The organism is Chryseobacterium sp. Marseille-Q8038 (assembly GCF_965111995.1).
Genome location: NZ_CBCOPN010000002.1, coordinates 2,111,250 through 2,133,930 on the forward strand (window position 1 = coordinate 2,111,250; position 22,681 = coordinate 2,133,930).

At 36.5% G+C, this 22,681-nt stretch carries 15 protein-coding genes and 1 riboswitch; of the genes, 11 read left to right on the forward strand and 4 right to left on the reverse strand.

Annotated elements, in window-relative coordinates; all coding sequences use genetic code 11:
- The first annotated feature begins 5 nt into the window (after window positions 1-5).
- From ACWPWS_RS23535 to pckA, 7 genes are all read left to right on the forward strand, one after another.
- Entirely contained in the window at window positions 6-1,445 is a 1,440-nt protein-coding gene (locus ACWPWS_RS23535; protein WP_454048106.1) for a RagB/SusD family nutrient uptake outer membrane protein, read from the forward strand.
- Between the two features lie 92 nt (window positions 1,446-1,537).
- Window positions 1,538-3,475 carry a putative porin gene (locus tag ACWPWS_RS23540; RefSeq protein WP_454048107.1) on the forward strand — a complete coding sequence of 646 codons (1,938 nt, stop codon included), beginning with the start codon at window positions 1,538-1,540 and terminating at the stop codon, window positions 3,473-3,475.
- A gap of 12 nt (window positions 3,476-3,487) precedes the next feature.
- Window positions 3,488-5,074, forward strand: a complete 1,587-nt coding sequence (gene bshC / locus ACWPWS_RS23545) for a bacillithiol biosynthesis cysteine-adding enzyme BshC (protein ID WP_454048108.1) — start codon at window positions 3,488-3,490, stop codon at window positions 5,072-5,074.
- 38 nt (window positions 5,075-5,112) lie between these two features.
- A complete protein-coding gene (locus ACWPWS_RS23550) occupies window positions 5,113-7,083 on the forward strand; it encodes a LysM peptidoglycan-binding domain-containing protein (RefSeq protein WP_454048109.1) in 1,971 nt (656 codons plus the stop codon).
- A gap of 70 nt (window positions 7,084-7,153) precedes the next feature.
- Window positions 7,154-8,029 carry an ACP S-malonyltransferase gene (gene fabD, locus ACWPWS_RS23555; RefSeq protein WP_209786217.1) on the forward strand — a complete coding sequence of 292 codons (876 nt, stop codon included), beginning with the start codon at window positions 7,154-7,156 and terminating at the stop codon, window positions 8,027-8,029.
- A 10-nt stretch (window positions 8,030-8,039) separates the two neighbouring features.
- Window positions 8,040-8,945: a GYDIA family GHMP kinase gene (locus ACWPWS_RS23560; protein ID WP_454048110.1), complete on the forward strand. Its 906-nt coding sequence runs from the start codon at window positions 8,040-8,042 to the stop codon at window positions 8,943-8,945.
- Window positions 8,946-9,072: 127 nt separating this feature from the next.
- Window positions 9,073-10,689 carry a phosphoenolpyruvate carboxykinase (ATP) gene (gene pckA, locus ACWPWS_RS23565; RefSeq protein WP_454048111.1) on the forward strand — a complete coding sequence of 539 codons (1,617 nt, stop codon included), beginning with the start codon at window positions 9,073-9,075 and terminating at the stop codon, window positions 10,687-10,689.
- Between the two features lie 51 nt (window positions 10,690-10,740).
- Here pckA and ACWPWS_RS23570 read toward each other — a convergent pair whose 3' ends face one another.
- Together ACWPWS_RS23570 and ACWPWS_RS23575 are read right to left on the reverse strand one after the other, a co-directional pair.
- On the reverse strand, window positions 10,741-11,178 hold the full coding sequence (locus ACWPWS_RS23570; protein ID WP_454048112.1) for a hypothetical protein: 438 nt from the start codon (window positions 11,176-11,178) through the stop codon (window positions 10,741-10,743).
- Between the two features lie 71 nt (window positions 11,179-11,249).
- Window positions 11,250-11,657, reverse strand: a complete 408-nt coding sequence (locus tag ACWPWS_RS23575; RefSeq protein WP_180565022.1) for a type II 3-dehydroquinate dehydratase — start codon at window positions 11,655-11,657, stop codon at window positions 11,250-11,252.
- Window positions 11,658-11,902: 245 nt separating this feature from the next.
- A riboswitch (SAM riboswitch) is annotated at window positions 11,903-12,001 on the forward strand.
- Window positions 12,002-12,084: 83 nt separating this feature from the next.
- Between ACWPWS_RS23575 and ACWPWS_RS23580 the strand changes: the two genes are divergently transcribed.
- The gene (locus ACWPWS_RS23580) at window positions 12,085-15,018 is read left to right on the forward strand and encodes a SusC/RagA family TonB-linked outer membrane protein (protein WP_454048113.1); all 2,934 of its coding nucleotides are present in this window, start codon (window positions 12,085-12,087) and stop codon (window positions 15,016-15,018) included.
- Between the two features lie 17 nt (window positions 15,019-15,035).
- The gene (locus ACWPWS_RS23585) at window positions 15,036-16,529 is read left to right on the forward strand and encodes a RagB/SusD family nutrient uptake outer membrane protein (protein ID WP_454048114.1); all 1,494 of its coding nucleotides are present in this window, start codon (window positions 15,036-15,038) and stop codon (window positions 16,527-16,529) included.
- A 194-nt stretch (window positions 16,530-16,723) separates the two neighbouring features.
- Here ACWPWS_RS23585 and ACWPWS_RS23590 read toward each other — a convergent pair whose 3' ends face one another.
- Together ACWPWS_RS23590 and ACWPWS_RS23595 are read right to left on the reverse strand one after the other, a co-directional pair.
- Window positions 16,724-17,026, reverse strand: coding sequence for a hypothetical protein (locus ACWPWS_RS23590; protein WP_454048115.1), 303 nt, complete (start codon window positions 17,024-17,026; stop codon window positions 16,724-16,726).
- 115 nt (window positions 17,027-17,141) lie between these two features.
- The gene (locus ACWPWS_RS23595) at window positions 17,142-17,537 is read right to left on the reverse strand and encodes a hypothetical protein (protein WP_454048116.1); all 396 of its coding nucleotides are present in this window, start codon (window positions 17,535-17,537) and stop codon (window positions 17,142-17,144) included.
- A gap of 234 nt (window positions 17,538-17,771) precedes the next feature.
- On the opposite strand from ACWPWS_RS23595, the gene ACWPWS_RS23600 reads away from it, so the two are divergent.
- Together ACWPWS_RS23600 and ACWPWS_RS23605 are read left to right on the forward strand one after the other, a co-directional pair.
- The gene (locus tag ACWPWS_RS23600; protein WP_454048117.1) at window positions 17,772-18,095 is read left to right on the forward strand and encodes a DUF6660 family protein; all 324 of its coding nucleotides are present in this window, start codon (window positions 17,772-17,774) and stop codon (window positions 18,093-18,095) included.
- A 146-nt stretch (window positions 18,096-18,241) separates the two neighbouring features.
- Entirely contained in the window at window positions 18,242-22,603 is a 4,362-nt protein-coding gene (locus ACWPWS_RS23605; RefSeq protein ID WP_454048118.1) for a CusA/CzcA family heavy metal efflux RND transporter, read from the forward strand.
- The last annotated feature ends 78 nt before the right edge of the window (window positions 22,604-22,681 follow it).

Below are 22,681 nucleotides of genomic sequence, written 5' to 3' on the forward strand. Positions count from 1 at the left end.
TTATCATGAAAAAAAATATAGTAAGAATAGTATTATTTGCATCACTTGCTTTCACTGCAACATCTTGTACGGATGATTTAAGTGTACAGCCAAATGATAGACTGATTGTAGATAACTATTATACAACTGAAGGAGATTTCAGAAGAGGTGTTGATTATGCTTATGATGCATTCAAAGCAGGAGGGTACTATGCTGGAGATAATAGCCAATTAATTATTCCAGATATTCTTTCAGATAACTTAATTCAGAATCCTCAGGGAAGAAGATCTAATAATGATGGTTACAACTTAAACTTTGCTGGAAACGTAGGAGAGATTACTTCTGTGTATGGAGCAGGTTATGCTGTGGCAGCTAGAGCTAATGCAGTTCTTGATAAGATTAATAACTTACCTGCAGGAGCATTCAGAACCAATATCGAAGCTGAAGCAAGAGGTCTTCGTGCAATTACTCACTTTGATATTGTTAGAAGATATTGTAAAATACCTACTCAGTCTGCTGATGCGGGAACTTCAATGGGTATTGCATATGTAGATAAATTTGATCCGTTTTTAATAACTACAAGAAGCTTGAACGTAAATCAGGTTTATGACAGAATTCTTGGAGATTTACTTTTTGCTGAACAAAACATTACGCAATCAGCAAATGTTGGTAAACTGACAAAAGCTGCTGTACAAGGTATGTTATCAAGAGTATATCTATATAAAGGTGACTATGATAATGCAATTCTTTGGGGACAAAAAGCTATCGCTTTGAAACCAAGTGTAGGAGCAATCGGAACTTTCAAAAATATCTGGAACGATACTTCTACTGATGGAGTATTATTCAAAGTATTGAACTCAAGTATTGAAAACATTAAAACAGGTTCTGCTTATAATCAGACTGTAGGAGGTCAGATTAAGTCAGAATATGTTGTTGACTATGATCTATATACTAAATTCGCAGATACAGATATCAGAAAATCTTCTTATATTATAACTTCTCCTTTTAATGGTAAGAACTATAATAACGTAATTAAATACAAACAAGCTACAGATAAGCCAATTGAAGCTGTTGATGTTAAGTATTTAAGAACTTCAGAAGTACTTTTAAATGTTGCTGAAGCAATGTATAAGAAAGGAAATGAAGCTGGAGCTCTAGGATTATTAAATACATTAAGAGCTCAAAGATATTCTGGTTTTGTTCCAGGAACAGAATCTGGTCAAGCTCTTTGGAATGAAATTATGTTACAGAGAAGATTAGAGTTAGCATTTGAAACAGATAGATTCTTTACATTAAAGAGACTTGCTCTGCCTATTCAAAGATCTAACTTCGGTCCGGAATCTAATGGAGCAGGAAACCCTGCGACTGTTTTGTCGCTTCCTGTTGCAAGTCATAAGTGGCAATTACCAATTCCTCAAGGGGCAATTGATAACAATCCACAGATTCAGCAAAACCCTGGTTATTAATCATAGAATAATCATTCAATATAGAACCCCTGCTCAAAGCAGGGGTTTTTTATGTTCTTTTATTTCTTATTTTTGCTGTACAATAATGAATAATGAAGTACATCCTTTTCATACTCTTCTCTTTAGGTTTTATAGCCAAGGCTCAGGTTGTTAATAAAGCAGACGCTAAGCCTCAACCCAAGAAAGAAGACACCCTTGTGATTGATTCCGGGAAGAAAGATTCCCTGAAAATTTTCAAACCTACCATTAATGATTACCAGTATCAGACTCAGTTTTCCGAAAAGAAAGTTTTTGATACGGTAATGACTTTTGATAAAACGTATATCTTTTCACAACAAAATAATAAAGATAACTTTGGAAGAGTACAGCCTGCCAATATTGGCTCTGGATTTAACCCTCTTGTATTCGAAGTGAATGCTGAGGAAAACCTTTCCTTATTGCCATCCAATAAATCGTATATGATTATTGGAGCAAATGATGTGAAATATTACGATGTAAAAACACCTACCGCTACCTTTGTTTATCACAATGCCATGCGAAACGGAGCCGCTCTAAGATCTACCTACACCCAGAACATCGGGAAAAGATTCAATTTTGCCCTTGAATACATGGGACTTCGTTCTCAGGGACTTTACAGAAACTCATTGTCAGCAAATAATAATACCCTTTTCTCAGGACACTACGTTTCAAAAAGTGGTAATTATGAGCTCTTTGCTCACTATCTTCACCAGAATGTAAACAATCAGGAAAGTGGTGGTATTACAGAGGATAACCTGTTTATGAATGGGGATAGTAATTATAGCAACAGGCAAAACGCACAGGTAAATCTGGCCTCTTCAAGCTCGCAGTTTTCTTACAGAAGATACTATCTGAGTCATCAGTTTACGCCTTTCAACTCCAGGAAATTTCCTTTCAGCATAAGACATATTATTTCTCATCAGGGGAATAAATATTATTATAACCAAACTGGATTGGAGTCTTATTGGTATGATGATCCTACGGATTTAGTGAATGGGTTTCCACTGACAACCAAAAAATACTCTGAAAACTTCAGTAATACAGTAAGCTTGATTTTTAATAATGAAAAATTCAAACTGGATGCTGGGGTACGCTATCAGATGATCAAATTAGGGATAAGAGACGTTGTTGCCCTTAATGGAGTGCCTTTCCCTGGTGAGCTAAAAGAAAACAGAATTGGAGCTGTAGGAAACCTGCAGGTAAAGCTTTGGGATAAAATCCAACTGAACTCATTTCTTGAATTTTCAAACGGAAGCCAGTTTAAAAGTTACCTTAAAACAACCAATAATCTGAAGTTTGAACCTATCAAAGATTATTTCGTTAATGCAAAAGTGAACTTCCAGAGTGCATACCCTTCATTCAATTACTTACTGAATACTTCCATTTACAATAATTTCAATTACTACCTTGAAAATGCAAAGAACCAATCTGTAATGGAAGTGGGAGGAAGTATTAATCTAAAATGGTTTAAAACAGAAATCTTTGCCAATTATTTCAGAATTGACAACTATACTTATTTTGACAGTAACGGAAGTCCTAAGCAAAGTAATAATTCAGTGAATATCTCTCAGATTGGAGGAGACGCTACTTTCAGCTTCAACAAATTCCATCTGAATACAAGAGTGCATTTCCAGAATACTTTAACAAACAAAGAACTGCTTCCTATGCCAGGCTTTATTGGGAGGGCCAACTTCTTCTATCAGACACAGGCTTTCAAAAAAGCAGCAGAAATTCAGGCAGGAGTTAAAGTATACTATTTTTCTAAATTTGCATCAAGAGATTACTTCCCTGTTCTTAACGAATATATCCTTCCTAACGCCAATTCATTTTCAATTGGAGGACAGCCTATCGCCGATATCTATATTAATATGAAAGTGAAAAAAATGTTCTTTTTCATAGAAGGTCAGCAGATAGGAACTGTTATTTCCAATAACAAAGCATATGCATTTCCACATTATCCAGTGTATGATTTCAGATTGAATATTGGAATTGTGTGGTATTTGTTCAACTAAAAACTATACAGGTTGAAAACAATTAATAAAATATCATTTAACGATATAGAAAGCATTCCTCAGCTGGTAAAAGATTTTTTAAATCAAAAAATTGAGGGTTTTGAAAATAATACATTTTCCCTGGATCATTTCAGACAGCAGATTCATCTGAAAAAAGATTCTTTTACAGCAGAGAAAAGGAGCGTTTTATCGGATGTGTTCGAAGGCCAGCTTGCCAGCCTTTCTCTTTCTTCAAAGCAAAGAGAAAATATTGAGAATACTAAGCTGCCCAATACGTTCACCATTACAACAGGACATCAGCTGAATTTATTTTCAGGGCCTGTGTTCTTTGTGTATAAAATTCTTCAGACGATCAAGACATGCAGCTATCTGAAAGAGAACTTCCCGGACTTTAACTTTGTTCCGGTGTATTGGATGGCTTCAGAGGATCATGATTTTGCTGAGATCAACCATTTTAAAACCGAAAATAATTATTACGAAACCAACGAGAAATCCGGAGGTCCGGTAGGTCGAATTGAAATCAGTGATACCTATTTTATTTCGGAATTTGAAAAAGAATTTAAAGATTCTATTTTCGGAACTGAGCTGATCTTAATGATGAAAGAAGCTTACAAGACAGGAAATACTTTAACGGAAGCTATTAAGATTCTTGTTAACCGTCTTTTTTCAGAATTCGGGCTTTTGATTGTAGATGGAGATTCTAAGGAGCTTAAAGAGCAGATGAAGGCTATTTTTAAAGATGAGCTTCTGAACTTCAGCTTACAAAAAACAGCTAAAGATAAAGTAGATTTTCTGACAGAGAAATATGGAAAGGTTCAGGTGAATCCTCGTGAAATTAACCTTTTCTACCTTTCTGATACCAGAGACAGAATTGAATATAACGGACAGAACTATATCATTGTAGATAAAGCAATTCAGTTTACAGAAGAGGAGATCCTGACTGAATTGGAAAATCATCCTGAAAAATTCAGTCCCAATGCATTAATGCGCCCGGTGTACCAGGAAAATGTATTGCCAAACCTGGCTTATATCGGTGGAAATGCCGAAATCATGTACTGGCTGGAACTGAAAGACTATTTCTCAAAAATTACGATTCCTTTCCCTATTCTGATTCCAAGAAACTCTATGCTTTTCCTGAAGGAGAAAATAGTAGGGAAAATTGAGAAACTGGATCTTAAAATAGACGACTTTTTTCAGAACTTCACGGTACTTACCAATCAGAAGATTTTAAAAGATAACCCTATTTTGCAGCTGCTGGAAGAAAAAGAAGAATTGCTGATCCGTAATTTTTCGGAGTTGAAAGGAGCTGCTGAAACTACTGAGAGATCTTTTGGAAATATGGTGAAGGCAGAAGAGGTACGGCAATTAAAATCATTTAAAAGAATGAAAAAGCGCCTGCTTCATGCTGAAAAAATAAAACAGAATGAATTGCTGGAAAGACTTGAAAATCTGTTTTTAGATGTTCATCCTGCTAAAACATGGCAGGAAAGAGTATATAACTTTAGTGTATTCTTTTCAGATTATGGATATTCATGGCTTGAAAATTGTTTGGAAGAAATGGTGGTTGATGATTCCAAATTAATAATTGTTGCCATTTAATTTTAAAGAAGTATTTTTGTAAATTATAATTATCGAATATGATAAAGAGGTTTTTTATTCTATCCAGTTTATGTATGGTTTTGGGAGTTTCAGCCCAGAAATCACATACGGTTGTGCAAGGTGATAATCCTTACAACATTGCCAAAAAGTATGGAATGACTGTAGATGAATTGCTGAAGCTAAACCCAAAACATAAAGATGGCAAATTGGCTATCGGAGATGTTTTAACAATAAAATCAGATAAAGCAGCCACTCCGGCTGTGACAAAAACAGCTCCAGCAGAAAAAGTAACTTCAATTACAAGTACTTCTTCTCTAGGTAAAATTGTTTTACTGCCAAAGCAAACCATCTATGGTATTACAAAACAATACAGAATTTCCGAAACTGATTTAAGAAAATTGAATCCTGAGCTGGATTCTCACATGAAAATCGGAGACGAGATTACTTTACCTCTTGCAAGCATAAAAAAATATGGCGGAGAGCAACAGGCTGTAACAGGCGAAAAACATGCTGAACCTGCCGTAGAAAAAAGCATAACCACCATTACACCTACCACTGTTACCACTGCTGTAGAAGGAGAGTCTTATGTGATTCAGTCTAAAGATAATTATTACAGAATTACAAAGCAGTTTGGCATCAGCCAGCAGGATCTTTTTGCTTTAAATCCAGGATTGGAAGAAAAAGGACTTAAGCCTGGGGATACCATCAAAATAAAAACATCCACTACAAATAATACCAACACCGACACGCCTACTGAACCTTCAAATCCAAAAGCAAAAATGGATTCCGGGAACGAAAAATCAACAACTGCTTCCAATGTTGTAGCAGGTGATGATTATGTTACCTATACAGTTCAACAGGGAGATACAGTATTCTCTATCGTTAATAAATTCGGTGTTTCCATAGATGAACTTATTGCTCTGAACCCAGATCTTTCACATGGCTTGAAAACCGGAATGGTTCTAAAGATTAAGAAGCAGGATGCTGCTTATGTGAAGAAAAACGGTGATGCTTTAAGTGTTATCCTAATGCTTCCTTTCGGGTACAGTACAAATGAAACCCAATACAGAGCAATGGCCCTTGACTTTTTGACAGGAGCTAAGCTTGCCATCGAAAGAAATGCAAGAGGTGGACAAAAACTGGATATTAAAGTAGTAGACTCAGGAAATGAAGCTTCATTTAAAAATTCTTTGACGCAGATTAATCCGGATAATACAGATCTTATTATCGGTCCTTTCTTCAAATCCAATGTAATTGATGTTCTTGATTTTACAAAAAATCAGAAAATTCCGGTAGTAGCACCATTTGCCAATACTCCGGAACTCTATAACTACAGCAATCTTATTATCGTAGAAACGAACAATCAGACTTATGCTGACAAGATTGTAGAAGAAGTAAAAGGTACCTATTCAGATCAGAAAATATATATCGTGGCAGATTCTAAAAAAGAAAATGCCAACTACATCAAAGCAGGGCTTGAAAAAGCGGTGAAAAATCCTAATATCATTATTGTGAATTCTCCGGCAGATATTCAGCCTGACCAGAATATGATGACAGGACAATCTGCTCCGGTTATTGCTATTTTAGCGAATGATGATAATGCAGCAGGAGATGCTTTTGCCAGCAGAATAATCGCCGTTTCTAAAGAAGTACAGGGAGTAAAAGCCTTCAGTATGTTCTATTCTCCTGTTTTTGAAAAGAAAGTAGATGAGCTGAGCCAGGCAAGTCTGGTGTATCTGATGGATAGAAAGATTAATACTGACGGTAATTTTGAAAAAGAAATTCTGGCTGCCTATAAAAGCAAATACTGCAAAACTCCACCAAAATATGCTATCGTAGGTTTTGATGTTGTCAACGACATGTTAACCAGAGAAAATAAAAAAGGAGAGATATTTAAACAGATGAATAAAGTTCAGACTCAGCTTGCTACAAAATTTGAGTTTGTAAAATCTAAAGCTAATGGTGCTTATGTAAATACTGGTTATAGAGTAATCAGGTTAGTACCTTAAATGATTTATACCTGTTTAAAAGAATATTGTTAACATTATAGTTATATTTGCATAATATTTAATTCAATACATGAAAGCACTTGTATTTCCAGGGCAGGGTTCTCAGTTCGTAGGAATGGGAAAAGAATTGTATGATTCTAGAAAAGATATTAAAGATCTGATGGAATCTGCCAATGAAATTTTAGGTTTCGACATTCTTTCCATGATGTTCAGCGGAACGGATGAGGATCTTAAGAAAACAGAGGTTACCCAGCCTTCAATATTTATACATTCAGTAGCCGCATTAAAAGCCGTAAATGGTCTTGGCGCTGAAATGGTAGCAGGACACTCTTTAGGAGAGTTTTCGGCTTTAGTTGCCAACGGAGTTTTATCTTTTGATGACGGTTTGAAATTAGTTTCTGAAAGAGCAAAAGCTATGCAGGAAGCTTGTGATGCAAATCCAAGTTCTATGGCAGCGATCTTAGGATTAGAGGATGCTAAGGTTGAAGAGATTTGTGCACAGATCAGCGGAATTGTTGTTCCTGCAAATTATAACTGTCCGGGACAATTGGTAATCTCAGGAGAAACACTTGCTGTAGAAGAAGCTTGTGTAAAGCTGAAAGAAGCAGGAGCTAAAAGAGCATTACTGTTACCGGTAAACGGAGCTTTCCACTCACCATTAATGCAGCCTGCACAGGAAAGACTGGCAGCAGCTATTGAAAAAACAAAATTCAGAAAAGCAACCATTCCTGTATACCAGAATATCACTACAACAGCGGTAACAAATCCTGATGAGATCAAACAAAATCTGATCGCTCAGCTTACCGGTCCTGTAAAATGGACACAATCTGTTCAGAACATGATTAAAGACGGTGCCTCTAATTTCGTAGAAGTAGGACCGGGAAAAACCCTTCAGGGATTGATCAAGAAAATTGACGGATCCGTAGAATCTGCTTCTGCAATCTAATTCAAAAAATATGAACGCGATATTTTCACCGGGCAAGCTTATGCTTACTTCAGAATATTTCGCAATCGATGGAGCTCTTGTCTTAGCGGTACCTACCAAGCTGGGACAAGAGTTTTTTTTTGAAGAAACAGATGATAAAAAATCTCTGATTATCTGGGAGGCTTATCATCAGAATACACTATGGTTGAAAGCTGTTATTGATTATAAAACATGGCAGATCTTAGAAACCAACATTCCATCAAGCGCTGAATTTATTACCAAAACCTTGAAAAATGTTCAGCAGCTTTCTCATCAGAAATTCAAGACTGATCTTACCTATCATTTAAAAACAAACCTTCAGTTTCCACCAGACTATGGACTTGGGAGCAGTTCTACCCTTATGAATAACCTTTCAGAATGGGCCGGAATAGACCCGTTTTATCTTAATACAATAAGTTTAGGAGGCAGTGGATACGATATTGCGGTGGCGAAAGAAAAGGCTGCCGTTCTTTTCCAAAGTAAACCTGAAATAAAATATGAAAAGGTTAACTTCAATCCTTCTTTTAAAAATGAATTGATTTTTATTCACTTAAATCAGAAACAGGATAGCAGAGAAGGAATCAATTTTTACAAGTCAAAAAAGAAGTCTCCGGAATTGGTTAATGAATTTTCTGATCTTACAAAAAAAATATTGTTATGTAATGAATTGGAAAATTTTTCTGAATTAATGATGATTCATGAACATAAAATTGCTAATTTTCTTGAAATTTCCACAGTTAAAGAGAAGCTGTTCTCAGATTGCCCTTCTTTTGTCAAAAGTTTAGGGGCATGGGGCGGAGATTTTGTAATGAGTGCCAAATTTGGGGACTATAAGAACTATTTTTGGGAGAAAGGTTTTCCTTCGGTTTTCGAATGGGAAAATATAATTGATTTGTAATCAGCTGATTACAATCCTGTTTTTTTATTTGCCATTCTGACTTATATCAGTATATTTAAACCACCTTTAACAAATAATTAATATTATTTTTGTTGAAGTCAATAAAGAAATAGAAAATATAAGTAAAATGAAAAACACTAAAATCATCCAGGATTTAGAGAAATTGGGGATTAAAGGAAACTATGAAGTAGTGTATAATCCTTCTTATGAAGAATTATACCAGGCTGAAGTTTCTTCTGAAAATCAGGGATTTGAGAAAGCTGAACTTACGGAATCTGGCGCGGTGTCAGTAAAAACAGGAATTTTCACAGGTCGTTCACCTAAAGACAGATATATTGTTCAGGATGATGTTACAAGAGATACAATTTTCTGGGATGGTAAAGTAAACTTACCTACTACTGCAGAAATTTTCGGTTCTTGTAAAGAACTAGTGCTGAACCAGCTTGCTGAATCTAAAAAGATCTATGTAGTAGATACATTCTGCGGAACGAATGCAGACACGAGACTTAAAGTAAGATTTATCGTTGAAGTAGCATGGCAGGCGCATTTTGTTACTAATATGTTTATCCGCCCTTCTCACTATGAGCTTGAAAACTTTGGAGAGCCTGATTTCACAGTAATCAACGGTTCTAAAACAATAAACCCTAACTGGGAAGCTCAAGGATTGAATTCTGAAAACTTCATTATGTTCAACCTTACTGAAAAACTACAGATCATCGGAGGTACGTGGTACGGAGGTGAAATGAAAAAAGGGATGTTCGCAATGATGAACTATTATCTTCCATTAAAAGGTATGGCTTCAATGCACTGTTCTGCTAACGTAGGAGAAAAGGGTGATGTAGCTTTATTCTTTGGTCTTTCGGGTACAGGAAAAACGACTCTGTCTGCGGATCCGAAAAGATATCTTATTGGTGATGACGAGCATGGTTGGGATAACAACGGAGTATTTAACTATGAAGGTGGATGCTACGCTAAAGTTATCGACTTATCTGAAGAAAAAGAACCGGATATCTTTGCTACTATTAAAAGAGATGCACTTCTTGAAAACGTTGTTGTGAACAATGGAGTAGCAGATTATACAGACGGATCAATCACTGAGAATACAAGAGTTTCTTATCCAATTTATCATATCAACAAAATTGTATTGCCTTCTAAAGCAGGTCATGCGAAGAAGATTGTTTATCTTTCAGCAGATGCATTCGGAGTACTTCCTCCGGTTTCCATCTTGAATGAAGATCAGGCTCAATACCACTTCCTTTGCGGTTATACATCAAAACTAGCTGGAACAGAAAGAGGAATTACAGAACCTCAGCCATCTTTCTCACCTGCATTTGGTGAAGCATTCCTTACATTACACCCAACAATGTATTCTAAAACATTGATCGGTAAAATGCAGGAGCACGGAGCTAAAGCTTATTTGGTAAATACAGGTTGGAATGGTACAGGAAAGAGAATTTCTCTGAAAGATACAAGAGCAATCATTGATGCAATCATTGACGGATCTATCGATAACGCTCCTAAAACTCAGGTTCCAATCATGAATCTTGAGATTCCTACTGAATTGCCAAACGTTTCTACAGGTATTTTAGATCCTAGAGATACATATGAAAGCGCTTCAGAATGGGAAGAAAAAGCAAAAGATCTTGCTTCAAGATATATCAAAAACTTTGAGCAGTATTGTGATACTGAAGAAGGTAAGAAATTAGTTGCTTCAGGACCTCAGTTACAGGAACAGACTATCTAATAGCTCTCTATAAACATAAAAAAAAGCCTCATCACAGATGAGGCTTTTTTATTAATATTTTTGACAGTTTTCAATCAATTCATCCTGTTCATCAAGTTTTAAGACTGTTGATTTGATTGATTCTTCAGTTAAATGTTTTATGATCATAAAATGTTTTGCAGAAAAATAAGATTCTTCGTCCAATATCTTATCTAAATACTTTGGAGTAGTGAAAGTCATCCAATATTTTGTTTTGTCAGAAAATTCAATGGTTACCTCTACAGCATCAGATTCAATATTTTCTATTGGATCATCTATGTTAACAGAAATTATTTCAGGTTCATTGTTTAAAGTAAAATAAAAATCAGAATACCATCTCAGTCTTCCTTCGTCATTCCAGATTCTTATATTTTCATCATTTATTTCTTCAACGATATAGGATTTTCTTTTCGTTAATTGCCCGGAATATATGCCAATGCTTTTACAGTAAATCTTATCCTTTATCTTCATAAATTATTCTCTTTGTATACATAATTATCTGTGAGAATCTGTGCTATTTGTGGGAAAATATAGACTGAAAATTACTTCAGGCTCAATAAAGCCAATCTGTACCCATCCATTCCAAAGCCGGATAAAACAGCATCTGTGTTCGCTGCCGTCACAGATTTCTGACGGAACTCTTCTCTTTTGTATATATTGCTGATATGTACTTCTACTTTTGGCTTGCGGATATTCTTTAAACAATCAGCGATAGCATAAGAATAATGGGTAAATGCTCCCGGGTTAATCACTACTGCATCAAAATCATCCTCCTGAAGTCTGTTGATAAGCTCACCCTCAATATTGGACTGATAATATTGTATTTCATGAGACTGAAACTCGGATTTTAAATTTTCCAAATAACTTTCCATGGAAACATTTCCATAAATTTCCGGTTCCCGGGTGCCCAAAAGATTGAGATTAGGCCCATTTATAATCAAAACTTTCATACTATAAAATTAAAAAGTTTTTTCAATTAATAATACAAAAATTAAGGTGTTCTCAAATATTTGTTTCATTGAATTATTAATAATGATATTTATCATGTTTGAATAAATGATAACGGCTACAACTCCTTATTGTAATGAGTTTTATTAAAATTTTATGTTAATTATTAAAAATTTATCATGAAAAATGAATAAGTCTACTTGTTTTGTAGACTAAAAGTTTTTAGCTTTGCAAACATATTTCGATCGGCTTATAAAGAAAGATGGAGGGAACTGACCCCGTGAAGTCTTAACAACCTACCCATTGGGCAAGGTGTTACGTTCAGCCTTTTAAGGAAAAATAAGCATTTGGTTTATCGTATTTATCGATGCCCTTTGCTGACTTTTCTGCAAAGGGCTAAATTTTAATATATGATAAATAAAATTGATTATGATTAGTAAAACTTTATTTAATTCTAAAGCTTGGATACCTCCGGTTGCTGCTTTTTTTCTGGGAATTACCAGTGTAAATGCACAGACTTCCAGGCCGAAAAAAGATAGCCTTCATGAAAAAGAGATTGATGAAGTAGTAGTGGTAGCTTACGGAAAAGCGAAAAGAAATAGCTATACCGGTTCCGTAGCTACAATTTCCAGTGATAAAATCAATAGCAGACCTGTAACGAATATTACGAAAGCATTAGAAGGACAGGTTGCAGGGATTCAGACTACCAGCGCATCAGGCCAGCCAGGTGCTGTTTCCACTATCCGAATCAGAGGAATTGGTTCAATAAGTGCTTCCAGTGATCCGTTATATGTAGTGGACGGAATTCCTTTTGATGGAAATCTGAACTCTATCAGTCCCAGCGATATTGAATCTATAAGCGTTCTGAAAGATGCTACAGCAAGTGCTTTGTATGGTTCAAGAGGAGCAAATGGGATCATCATCATTACTACAAAATCAGGTAAAAAAGGGGAAGCAAAAGTTAATTTTAATATCAGTCAGGGATTCTCCGGAAGAGCCGTTAAAGACTATGAACAGGTAAATACAGATCAGTATTTTCAACTGTACTGGGAAGCATTGAGAAATGGATATCAATCCGGGAAAGTTTCTTCTCAGCAGGCAGCTCAGATGGCAACAGACAACCTTATTTCTTCACTGGGGATTAATCCATATGGGACAGCTTATCCAAAACCTGTAGGTACAGATGGAAAGCTATTACCTGGTGCATCACCACTTTGGAATGATGACTGGAGAGATATCTTGCAGAGAGTGGCTTCAAGAAATCAGGTGGATCTTGATATCAGCGGAGGAAGTGAGAAAAGTAATTATTTCTTCTCTCTGGGGTATCTGGATGATAAAGGAATGGCTATTGAATCAGGATATAAAAGATATAATACCCGATTGAAAATCAATTCTGAAGTAAAAAAATGGCTGAATGTTGGGGTGAACTTAAGTTATACAAACAGTATTCAGCAGGCACCTACTTCTTCGGATTCCAAGGCCAGTAACATCATCAATGCGGCAAGATTTATTCCTTCATTCTATCCTTATTATGAAAGAAATGCTGACGGAACTTATATTTTGGATGCTGATGGAAACCCGGTTTATGATTTTGGAAAATACAGACCCACGAATGCGCTTCAGAATCAAAATGCCGCAGCAACCTTGCCATTAGACAAAAACGAAAATAAAGAGGACAACTTTTCAGGGAAAGGATTCATGGAATTTACTTTCTTGCCGGAGCTAAAATTCAAGACGAGTTTCTCTGTTGATTTGGTGAATTACAACGGACATTATTATTCAAATCCATTATTGGGGCAAGGCGCAGAGATTGGAGGATCTGTGACGAAAACCAATACCAGAACGCTTTCTTATACAACCAGTAATATTCTGACGTATGATAAAAAGTTTGGAAAACATCATGTAAATGCATTGGCAGGTCACGAATTCTATAAATATGATTATCAGACGATTTCCGGAACAAGAAGTCAGTTCTCACTGCCTTACTATTATGAGCCGGATGCCGCTTCTTTACTGGGAAGTTTCAGCGGAAACAGTAATAAATTGAGTTTATTGAGTTTCCTTGGAAAAGTAGAGTATGATTACAACAATACCTATTTCTTATCTGCATCAGGAAGGGCAGACAGCTCTTCGAGATTTGCAAAAGATAACAGATGGGGAAGATTCTGGTCAGTAGGAGGTTCATGGAAAATTTCAAACGAAGAATTTGTCAAAAGTCTGAATATCTTCAATCAATTGACATTGCGTGCCAGCTATGGAGGACAAGGAAATGATAAACTGCTTAGACCAAACGGACAGCCGCTTTATTATGCTTATCAGGAGTTGTACAGATTTATCAGTCTTGGTGGAGAACCGGGAACAACACTGGAAAAAACGTCTACCAATAATGTGAAATGGGAAACCAACCTTAATTTAAATGTAGGATTGGAATTCGCGATTCTGAATAACAGGATTAAAGGAAATATCGAATATTTTAAAAGAAAAAGTCAGGACCTTTTGTTTAATATGCCTGTAGCGCCATCATTGGGAATCAGTGATTATCCGGCGAATATCGGAACCATTCAGAATACAGGATTTGAATTTTCATTATTCACAACACCCATTAAGAATGATAATTTCCAATGGAATGTAGATGTGAATCTGAGTACTTTAAACAATAAGGTAACGAAATTACCCGGAGGTTCTCTTGTGGTAGGAACTAAGCTGTTGACAGTAGGAGGTTCGGTATATGACTTCTTTATTCCGGAGTGGGCTGGAGTTGATCCAAGCAATGGAAAGCCTTTGTGGAAAACAGTTGCTACCGATGCAAGCGGAAATTCAGTAGAAGGAACGACTTCGGAATATTCAAAAGCCACAAAGTTGTTACAAGGTTCAGCCTTGCCTAAACTGACAGGAGGAATCAGTACCAGTATCACCTATAAGAATTTTGATTTTTCAGGATTACTGACATTCAAAATCGGAGGGAAAATTTTAGACACCGACTATACTTCCATCATGCATAACGGAAGTGCGGGAGGACGTGCGTGGAGCGCTGAAATGCTAAACAGATGGACTCCGGAAAATCCTTATACAGATGTTCCTGGATTAAGTACAACAACGAATAACTGGACCTCAACATCTTCAAGATTTCTTTACTCCGGAACGTATGCAAGACTTAAAAATGTAAGCTTAGGATATACTCTTCCTGAGGATTATTTTGAGAAAATAGGACTTAAGAAATTCAGAATTTATATCCAGGCAGAAAATCTTCTGACCTTCTATAAACATAAGGGAATGGATCCTGAACAGGCTTTGGACGGAACAACATATTACAGATATCCGGCAATGAGAACAATTACATTTGGTCTTCAGGCAACTCTTTAACCTTTAAAATTGAAACAATGAAACAATTAAAATATATATCATTTGCGCTCATCGGATTTTTGTCACTGTCAAGCTGTGAAAGTGAGCTAGATACAGCTCCGACTGATCAGGCTAGCAGTGTAGAGGTTTTCAAAACAGCTGAAAGTGCAGAAACTGTAGTAAATGGTACGTGGGCAAAATTTAATAACGACGGAACAACGTATGCCAATATCGGGTATTCCACAGTTTTAAGAGCCAGTGATGCGATGGGAAGCGATGTGGCTGTATTGACTAATAAATATGGTTTTGCTTCAACCTATGCATTTACTGAAATGGTAAACAGTACAGCAAGCAGACCTTTATTTATCTGGACGATGTTGTATTCTACCATTAATAATATGAATAATGTGATCACAAGAATTGATGGAACGGAAGGCAGCCAGGAGAAAAAGAATCAGGTGAAAGGTCAGGCAAAAGCATTACGTGCTTTCTGTTATCTGAATTTGGCAAGCTTTTATCAGTTCAGCTACCTGAAAGATAAGTCGGCTTTGACAGCTCCAATTTATACTGAGCCATCCACAACAACTACAGTAGGGAAGAAGAGAGCAAGTCTTGAAGAAATTTATACTTTGATTAAAAGTGATCTTACTGATGCAGATAACCTGTTGAAAACTTATACGAGAAATAACAAAGATAAGATCAACCGTGCCGTAGTGAATGGACTTTTGGCCAGAACTTACCTGAATACCGGTGAGTGGAGTAAAGCTTCAGCATCTGCAAAAATTGCAAGAGAAGGTTTTCCACTGATGGCTCCGGAAAAATACAAAGATGGCTTCAATGATATCAATAATGCAGAATGGATTTGGGGACACGGGCAGACGCAGGAACAGTCTGACGCAAGTTATGCTTTCCATTATCTGGATGTGTCTTCATCAGGAAGTTATTATTACAGCTTTATGGCGGATCCTTACTTTAAAGATCTTTTTGATAGTAATGATATCAGATACCAGTTGTTTTCATGGGACGGGCAGAAAGGAAGAGAAGGATTGCTGAGGTATGCTAAGTTTAAATTTAAACCAACCCTTATTGCAGATATCGTTTATATGAGAGCTGCTGAAATGTATCTTATTGAAGCTGAAGCTGAAGCCAGAACTGGAAATGTCTCTCAGGCGGTAGCTGTTCTGAATCAGCTGAAATCTGCCAGAAATGCCAATCTTTACGCTGGATCATTATCACAGAATGCGGTAGTAGATGCAGTTCTTATCGAAAGAAGAAAAGAATTATTTGGAGAAGGATTTTCCCTTTCAGATATTATCAGAACACAAGGAACGGTAGTAAGAAAACCATTCGTAGATGCTGATGGTAAACCTATAAAAGTTCAGATCACTACACCGGAAGGTACCGTGAAAACAGTAGATGGTAAAGGGCATTCTGTTCTTGATTTCCCGGATAAATCTGCTTTTGTGCCTAACAGTAACTATTATTTATTCAGTATTCCGCAAAGAGAATCTGAAAATAACCCGAATTTATAAGAGGGCATACTTATAATTAGATTTGATTTTTAGCCACTGCTTTTGCGGTGGCTTTTTTTATTTTAAAATAAAAGATAGTTTAAGTATAAATAATAAAAACCACCCTTACTAAAGAGTGGTTTATGTTTTTTAATAGAATGGAGATTTTATATTTAAAAGTTAAGTTTATCTATCTGTTATTAAGGGGGTATTGTTTATTTTTTTAATAACCATTGGTTGGTGAGAGCTGGTTTCCATCCTTTAATTTTTCCTATCTTAACAGAGTCTTCTTTTGAAAAAATATAACAATCAAAATACATAATACTGTCACCTTTTATAATATAGCATTGATTACTATTTGAGAATTTTCGGAAATAAAATTGCTTTTTAATACTATTCAAAACAAAATCTGAATTTCTAATACTGATTCCATCATCTTTGGAATCAGTATGTATATTTAAATATAGGGATCCACCTTTTATTCGAGAAATATCATATATCTTTCCTTTCATTTCCATAGGAAAATAATCGGATTTCATTTCATCAGTGAATGAGGTTGAATGATTATAAATTATAATACTAATAAACAATAATACGAAAACTATGTATTTGATATTCTTCATTATATTCGGATTAATCCATATGTTTTTCTGATCTGTAATACACCAAAGAATCAAAAGTCTTTAAGAACTTTTTAAATTTTTCACTTTTTATACGATCAAAATTTTCCTTTTCCCCAATGAAGAAACGATACTGTACAGATAAGAGCCTTTTGTTGGTTTTAATTTTAATCTTATGCGGTAGGTAAATGGAATGTGCCCTTTCCCCAATTTTTGTAGTGTTGTCAATCAGGTAGAGCTGATTCTTCTCAAAACTTTCTTTTAAAATAATCCAATCCTGCTCTGTAAGTTTGAATCGGAGGGTATCTGAAGTATCCGGTTCTGTATATAATAGGGTATTATAAATATCCGTGCCTTTAAGAGTTGACAGGTTTCTGTTTTCTGTTTCAATGGAAATGTCCTTGGCCAATACTTCTTTTTGTTCACAGGATGATATGATGAAGCAAAGGCAAGCTGTGAAAAATATTTTTGATGTGAACAGACTCATTCAGATTAATAGAGGTATTGGAACTAGTAGTTTTGTGAAATACAAAGCTAACAAATAATAATTGGAATGGTATTTTATTAGTTTTGATAAGAATAATAATCTATAAAACAACCAAAGCTTTTACCCATTTTAGAAAAAATCTCTACCTTTGTAACAATGAAACTCTTAAGATGGATACTTGCATTTTATTTCATGGCGTTATCATTGATGCCATGTGAAGACACGTCCCATCCGTTGAATTCAGGAGATAATAAGATCTCATTAAGTATTCATGGCGTTCATTCTACAGAAAAAGGAGATATCTGTTCTCCACTGTGTGCATGCAGCTGCTGTCAGATGACGGTTTCAGCATTTAAAATGGATCCTTTATTGGAGATTCCTGAGCAGATTCCTGCTTACTTTTCGAAGAAGATCTTATTTCACAAAAACGACTTTGCTTACCAGATTTACGACCCTATCTGGCAGCCTCCTAAAATTTAATTTTTATTGACTTTTAGAAAGTTATGCTTTCTAATATTTAACTGTGCTTGAAACTTTGCAATACCATTGCAGAGGTTTTCAGGATATTTTTGCTGCAGTATTTTATGCTGTGTGCATTCATTTTCAATAAAAATTACCTAAAAATCGTGTTAGATAAAATCATAAAATTCAGTATTAAAAATAAGGTGATCATTGGGTTGATGACCCTCGTACTGATCATCTGGGGAACGTGGAGTGCCACCAGATTGCCAATAGATGCTGTGCCGGATATCACCAACAATCAGGTGCAGATCATTACCGTATGTCCTACATTGGCGGGACAGGAAGTAGAACAGCTGGTTACCTTTCCCATTGAGCAAAGCATTGCCAATGTTCCAGATATTCAGGAGACAAGAAGTATTTCAAGATTCGGGCTCTCTGTGATTACAGTGGTGTTCAAAGAAAATGTAGATGTGTACTTTGCGAGACAGCTCATTAATGAACAGCTGAAAAATGCAGTGGAAGAAATTCCAAAAGGAGTAGGAACTCCTGAGCTGGCCCCTGTAAGTACAGGTCTTGGAGAAGTATATCAGTATATTCTTCACCCTAAAAAAGGAAGCGAAAAGAAATACAATGCTAAAGAACTCCGAACTATGCAGGACTGGATCGTTCGAAGACAGCTGAACGGAACACCAGGTGTTGCAGAAATCAACAGTTTTGGAGGAGAATTAAAACAATATGAAGTGGCTATTGATCCCAATCGTTTAAAAGCAATGGGAACAAGTATTACTGAAATATTTACAGCGCTTGAAAAAAACAATCAGAATACAGGAGGAGCTTATATTGATAAAAAGCCCAATGCTTATTTTATCCGTGGGATAGGGTTAGTAACCTCCCTTGAAGACATCAAAAACATAGCAGTTAAAAATGAAACAGGAAGTGTTCCGATCTTTATCAAAGACGTTGCTGATGTTCGTTTAGGAAGTGCCGTTCGTTACGGTGCATTAACCTATGACGGAAAAGTAGATGCCGTAGGTGGAGTAGTGATGATGCTGAAAGGAGCGAACAGTAATGAAGTGGTAAACAATATCAAAGCAAAGATTCCTACCATTCAGAAATCTCTTCCCAATGATGTTATTATAGAACCATTTCTGGATAGGACAGACCTTGTAGACAGAGCCATCAATACTGTACAGAAAAACCTTGTTGAAGGAGCACTGATCGTTATTTTCGTACTTGTAATTTTCCTTGGAAATCTTAGAGCAGGGCTTATCGTGGCTTCTGCTATTCCGCTTTCCTTATTGTTTGCGCTGGGAATGATGAATGTTTTTGGAGTAAGTGCCAACCTGATGAGTCTTGGGGCAATAGATTTCGGATTGATTGTGGATGGTGCGGTAATTATTGTAGAAGCCACCTTGCATCATTTAGGAGTGAGGAAATCTGCCCGTGCATTAACGCAGTCTGAGATGGATGAAGAAGTATTTCTTTCTGCATCAAAGATCAGAAGCAGTGCAGCCTTCGGGGAAATCATTATTCTTATCGTATACATCCCGATTCTTACTTTGGCCGGTGTGGAAGGGAAAATGTTTACTCCAATGGCAAAAACAGTAGGATTTGCCATTTTAGGAGCTTTAATTTTATCTCTGACCTACATTCCAATGATGAGCGCCCTGTTTTTATCTAAGAAAATATCTCACAAAGAAACGTTCTCTGATAAAATGATGAATAGCCTGCAAAAGATTTATCAGCCATTATTGCAAAAATCAATAAAAGTAAAATATGCAATGGTTTCAGCAACGGCTGTAGTCTTCCTTATCTCTGCGTTTATTTTTAAAAATATGGGTGGTGAGTTTATTCCTCAGCTGCAGGAAGGAGATTATGCATTTCACTGTATTTTACCGCAGGGAAGTTCATTGAGCCAGAGTATAGAAACCTCCATGCAGGCATCAAGAATTATCAAACAGTTTGATGAGGTGAAAATGGTAGTCGGAAAAACCGGTTCTGCTGAGGTTCCTACAGACCCGATGCCACCTGAAGCAACCGATATGATTGTGGTATTGAAACCACAAAGCGAATGGAAAACCAAGAAATCTTACGACGAACTGGCAGATGAGATCAGTGAGAAACTGGAAACGATTCCGGGTGTATTCTTTGAGAAAAACCAGCCTATCCAGATGCGTTTCAATGAATTAATGACAGGAATCCGACAGGATGTTGCTGTAAAGATTTTCGGAGAGAATCTTGATTCATTAGCCGTGTATGCAGATAAGGTGGGGAAAATTATTCAGACAGTAGATGGGGCTACTGCGCCTCAGATTGAAAGAGTGAGCGGTCTTCCGCAGATTAATGTTCAATATGACAGAACAAGAATCGCTAATTATGGATTGAATATCGAAGATGTCAACAATGCCGTAAGTACAGCCTTTGCAGGAAAAGCTGCAGGACAGGTTTTTGAAAATGAAAGACGTTTTGATCTCGTAGTCCGTCTGGATAGCCTTCACAGAACCGATATTTCGGATGTGAATAACCTGATGATCACTTCTGCTACCGGAGCTCAGATTCCACTATCACAGGTAGCAAATATAAGCTACAAATTAGGACCCGCACAGATCAGTCGTGAACAGGGAAAACGTAGAATAGTTATCGGATTTAATGTAAAAGACCGTGATGTGGAAAGTGTGGTGAAAGATATTCAGGCAAAACTCGATAAAGTGAAACTGCCTTCCGGATACTACTTTACCTATGGTGGACAGTTTGAAAACCTGCAGGAAGCAAGCAAACGTCTGATGATCGCTGTTCCGGTCTCATTGCTTCTTATTTTTATGCTGTTGTATTTTACTTTTCGCTCATTCAAACAGGCTGCATTGATTTTTACTGCGATTCCTATGAGTGCTATCGGTGGAGTATTTGCCCTTTTAATAAGAGATATGCCATTCAGTATCAGTGCCGGGATTGGATTTATTGCCCTTTTTGGAGTGGCAGTATTGAACGGAATTGTTTTGATCGGAACATTCAACCAGTTAGAAAAAGAAGGTGAAACAGATATTCTGAAAAGAGTATTTGAAGGAACAAAAACCAGATTGAGACCTGTATTAATGACCGCTACAGTGGCTTCACTAGGGTTTTTACCGATGGCTATTTCCACCGGAGCCGGAGCCGAAGTACAGAAACCTCTTGCCACAGTGGTGATTGGTGGTCTGGTGACGGCTACATTCCTTACGTTATTTGTTTTGCCGATGCTGTATATCATTTTTAACACAAAAATTTTGAAAAGAAAAAACAATAATCCGGGAACATTTACAGTAGTTCTGGTATTAGGATTCATGATGCTGGGACAAACTTTTAAAGCGCAGTCCAGACCGGTTTCCGTAGAACAGGCGGTAGAACAGGCAGTCAATAATAATTTAACCTTACAGTCGAAAGACTTAAGCATTAAGTCTGCTGAAGCATTAAGGGCAACTGCGAAAGAGCTTCCTAAATTAAGCTTTGAAGCTCAGCTTGGACAATACAACAGCCCGAAGTTTGACCAGTCGTTTGCCATTTCACAGAGCATTCCTTTTCCTACCCTTTTTAAAGCAAGAAAAGATGTAATTACTGAGAATATTAAAAGCAAGCAGATTGATAAAGAAATCACAGCTAATGAACTGGTAAAACAGGTTCGTACCTATTATTATCAGATTGAATATCTTCAGTATAATAAAGCCCAGCTGACCAGTCTGGATAAATATTATGAGGAATTCATCAGAATTGCAACCGTAAGATTTAAAGCGGGTGATATCAAAAAGATAGAAATCAGTACTGCAGAAACCCAGAAAGGAGAAATTGATCTGCTGCTCAGACAAAATGAAGTCTTTCTGAATAATGCCTATAAAAATTTAAAGACTTTGATGAACACATCAGAAGATCTTGAAGTTCCGTTTAATAAAGACTATGTTCCTTTAAAAGCAGAAAATGTACTGGACAGTGCCGTGGTGGCCAACAATCCGTCTGTAAGAGCTTTTTACCAGGAAATGGAAATTGCTGAGAAAAATAAGAAAGTAGAAAAATCTCTTGGACTTCCAGATTTCAGCTTAGGATATACCAATCAGTCTTTGATAGGCCTTCATACCATCAACGGACAGGAAAATTTTTATAACTCGGGAAAACGTTTTCAGTCGGCAACCGTAGGAGTAGCAATTCCTTTGACCTTTGGAGCAACAAAAGCAAGAATTCAGGCATTGGAATATGACAGGCAGGTTGCGGAAACCAATGCCAAAATGCAGAAGAAACAACTTGCTGCTCAATTGGAAAACGCTTTTAGCCAATACCAGCAGGATATTCAGCAGTATGATTATTATACAAGCCAGGCACTGCCCAATGCAGAGAAAATTGTAAAGGCTGCCCAGTTAGGATATAAAACAGGGGAAATTTCCTATGTAGAATATCTTTTTGCCCTGCAAACGGCTACCAATATTCAGTTAAAATATCTGGAATCTATCCAGCAGGTGAATCAATCTGTTGTAATCATCAATTCAATCATTAATAAATAATATGAAAGTGCTGTTATCAAAATTTCCTGCCAGACCCATGAAAATGATGGCATACGGCATCAGACAAAATACATTTTT

Coding starts and splice junctions, on each gene's coding strand:
- ACWPWS_RS23560 (WP_454048110.1), top strand. CDS start 8,040: ATGAACGCGATATTTTCACCGGGCAAGCTTATGCTTACTTCAGAATAT.
- ACWPWS_RS23600 (WP_454048117.1), top strand. CDS start 17,772: ATGAAACTCTTAAGATGGATACTTGCATTTTATTTCATGGCGTTATCA.
- ACWPWS_RS23590 (WP_454048115.1), bottom strand. CDS start 17,026: ATGGAAATGAAAGGAAAGATATATGATATTTCTCGAATAAAAGGTGGA.
- fabD (WP_209786217.1), top strand. CDS start 7,154: ATGAAAGCACTTGTATTTCCAGGGCAGGGTTCTCAGTTCGTAGGAATG.
- ACWPWS_RS23580 (WP_454048113.1), top strand. CDS start 12,085: ATGATTAGTAAAACTTTATTTAATTCTAAAGCTTGGATACCTCCGGTT.
- pckA (WP_454048111.1), top strand. CDS start 9,073: ATGAAAAACACTAAAATCATCCAGGATTTAGAGAAATTGGGGATTAAA.
- ACWPWS_RS23570 (WP_454048112.1), bottom strand. CDS start 11,178: ATGAAGATAAAGGATAAGATTTACTGTAAAAGCATTGGCATATATTCC.
- ACWPWS_RS23540 (WP_454048107.1), top strand. CDS start 1,538: ATGAAGTACATCCTTTTCATACTCTTCTCTTTAGGTTTTATAGCCAAG.
- ACWPWS_RS23585 (WP_454048114.1), top strand. CDS start 15,036: ATGAAACAATTAAAATATATATCATTTGCGCTCATCGGATTTTTGTCA.
- ACWPWS_RS23575 (WP_180565022.1), bottom strand. CDS start 11,657: ATGAAAGTTTTGATTATAAATGGGCCTAATCTCAATCTTTTGGGCACC.
- ACWPWS_RS23535 (WP_454048106.1), top strand. CDS start 6: ATGAAAAAAAATATAGTAAGAATAGTATTATTTGCATCACTTGCTTTC.
- ACWPWS_RS23550 (WP_454048109.1), top strand. CDS start 5,113: ATGATAAAGAGGTTTTTTATTCTATCCAGTTTATGTATGGTTTTGGGA.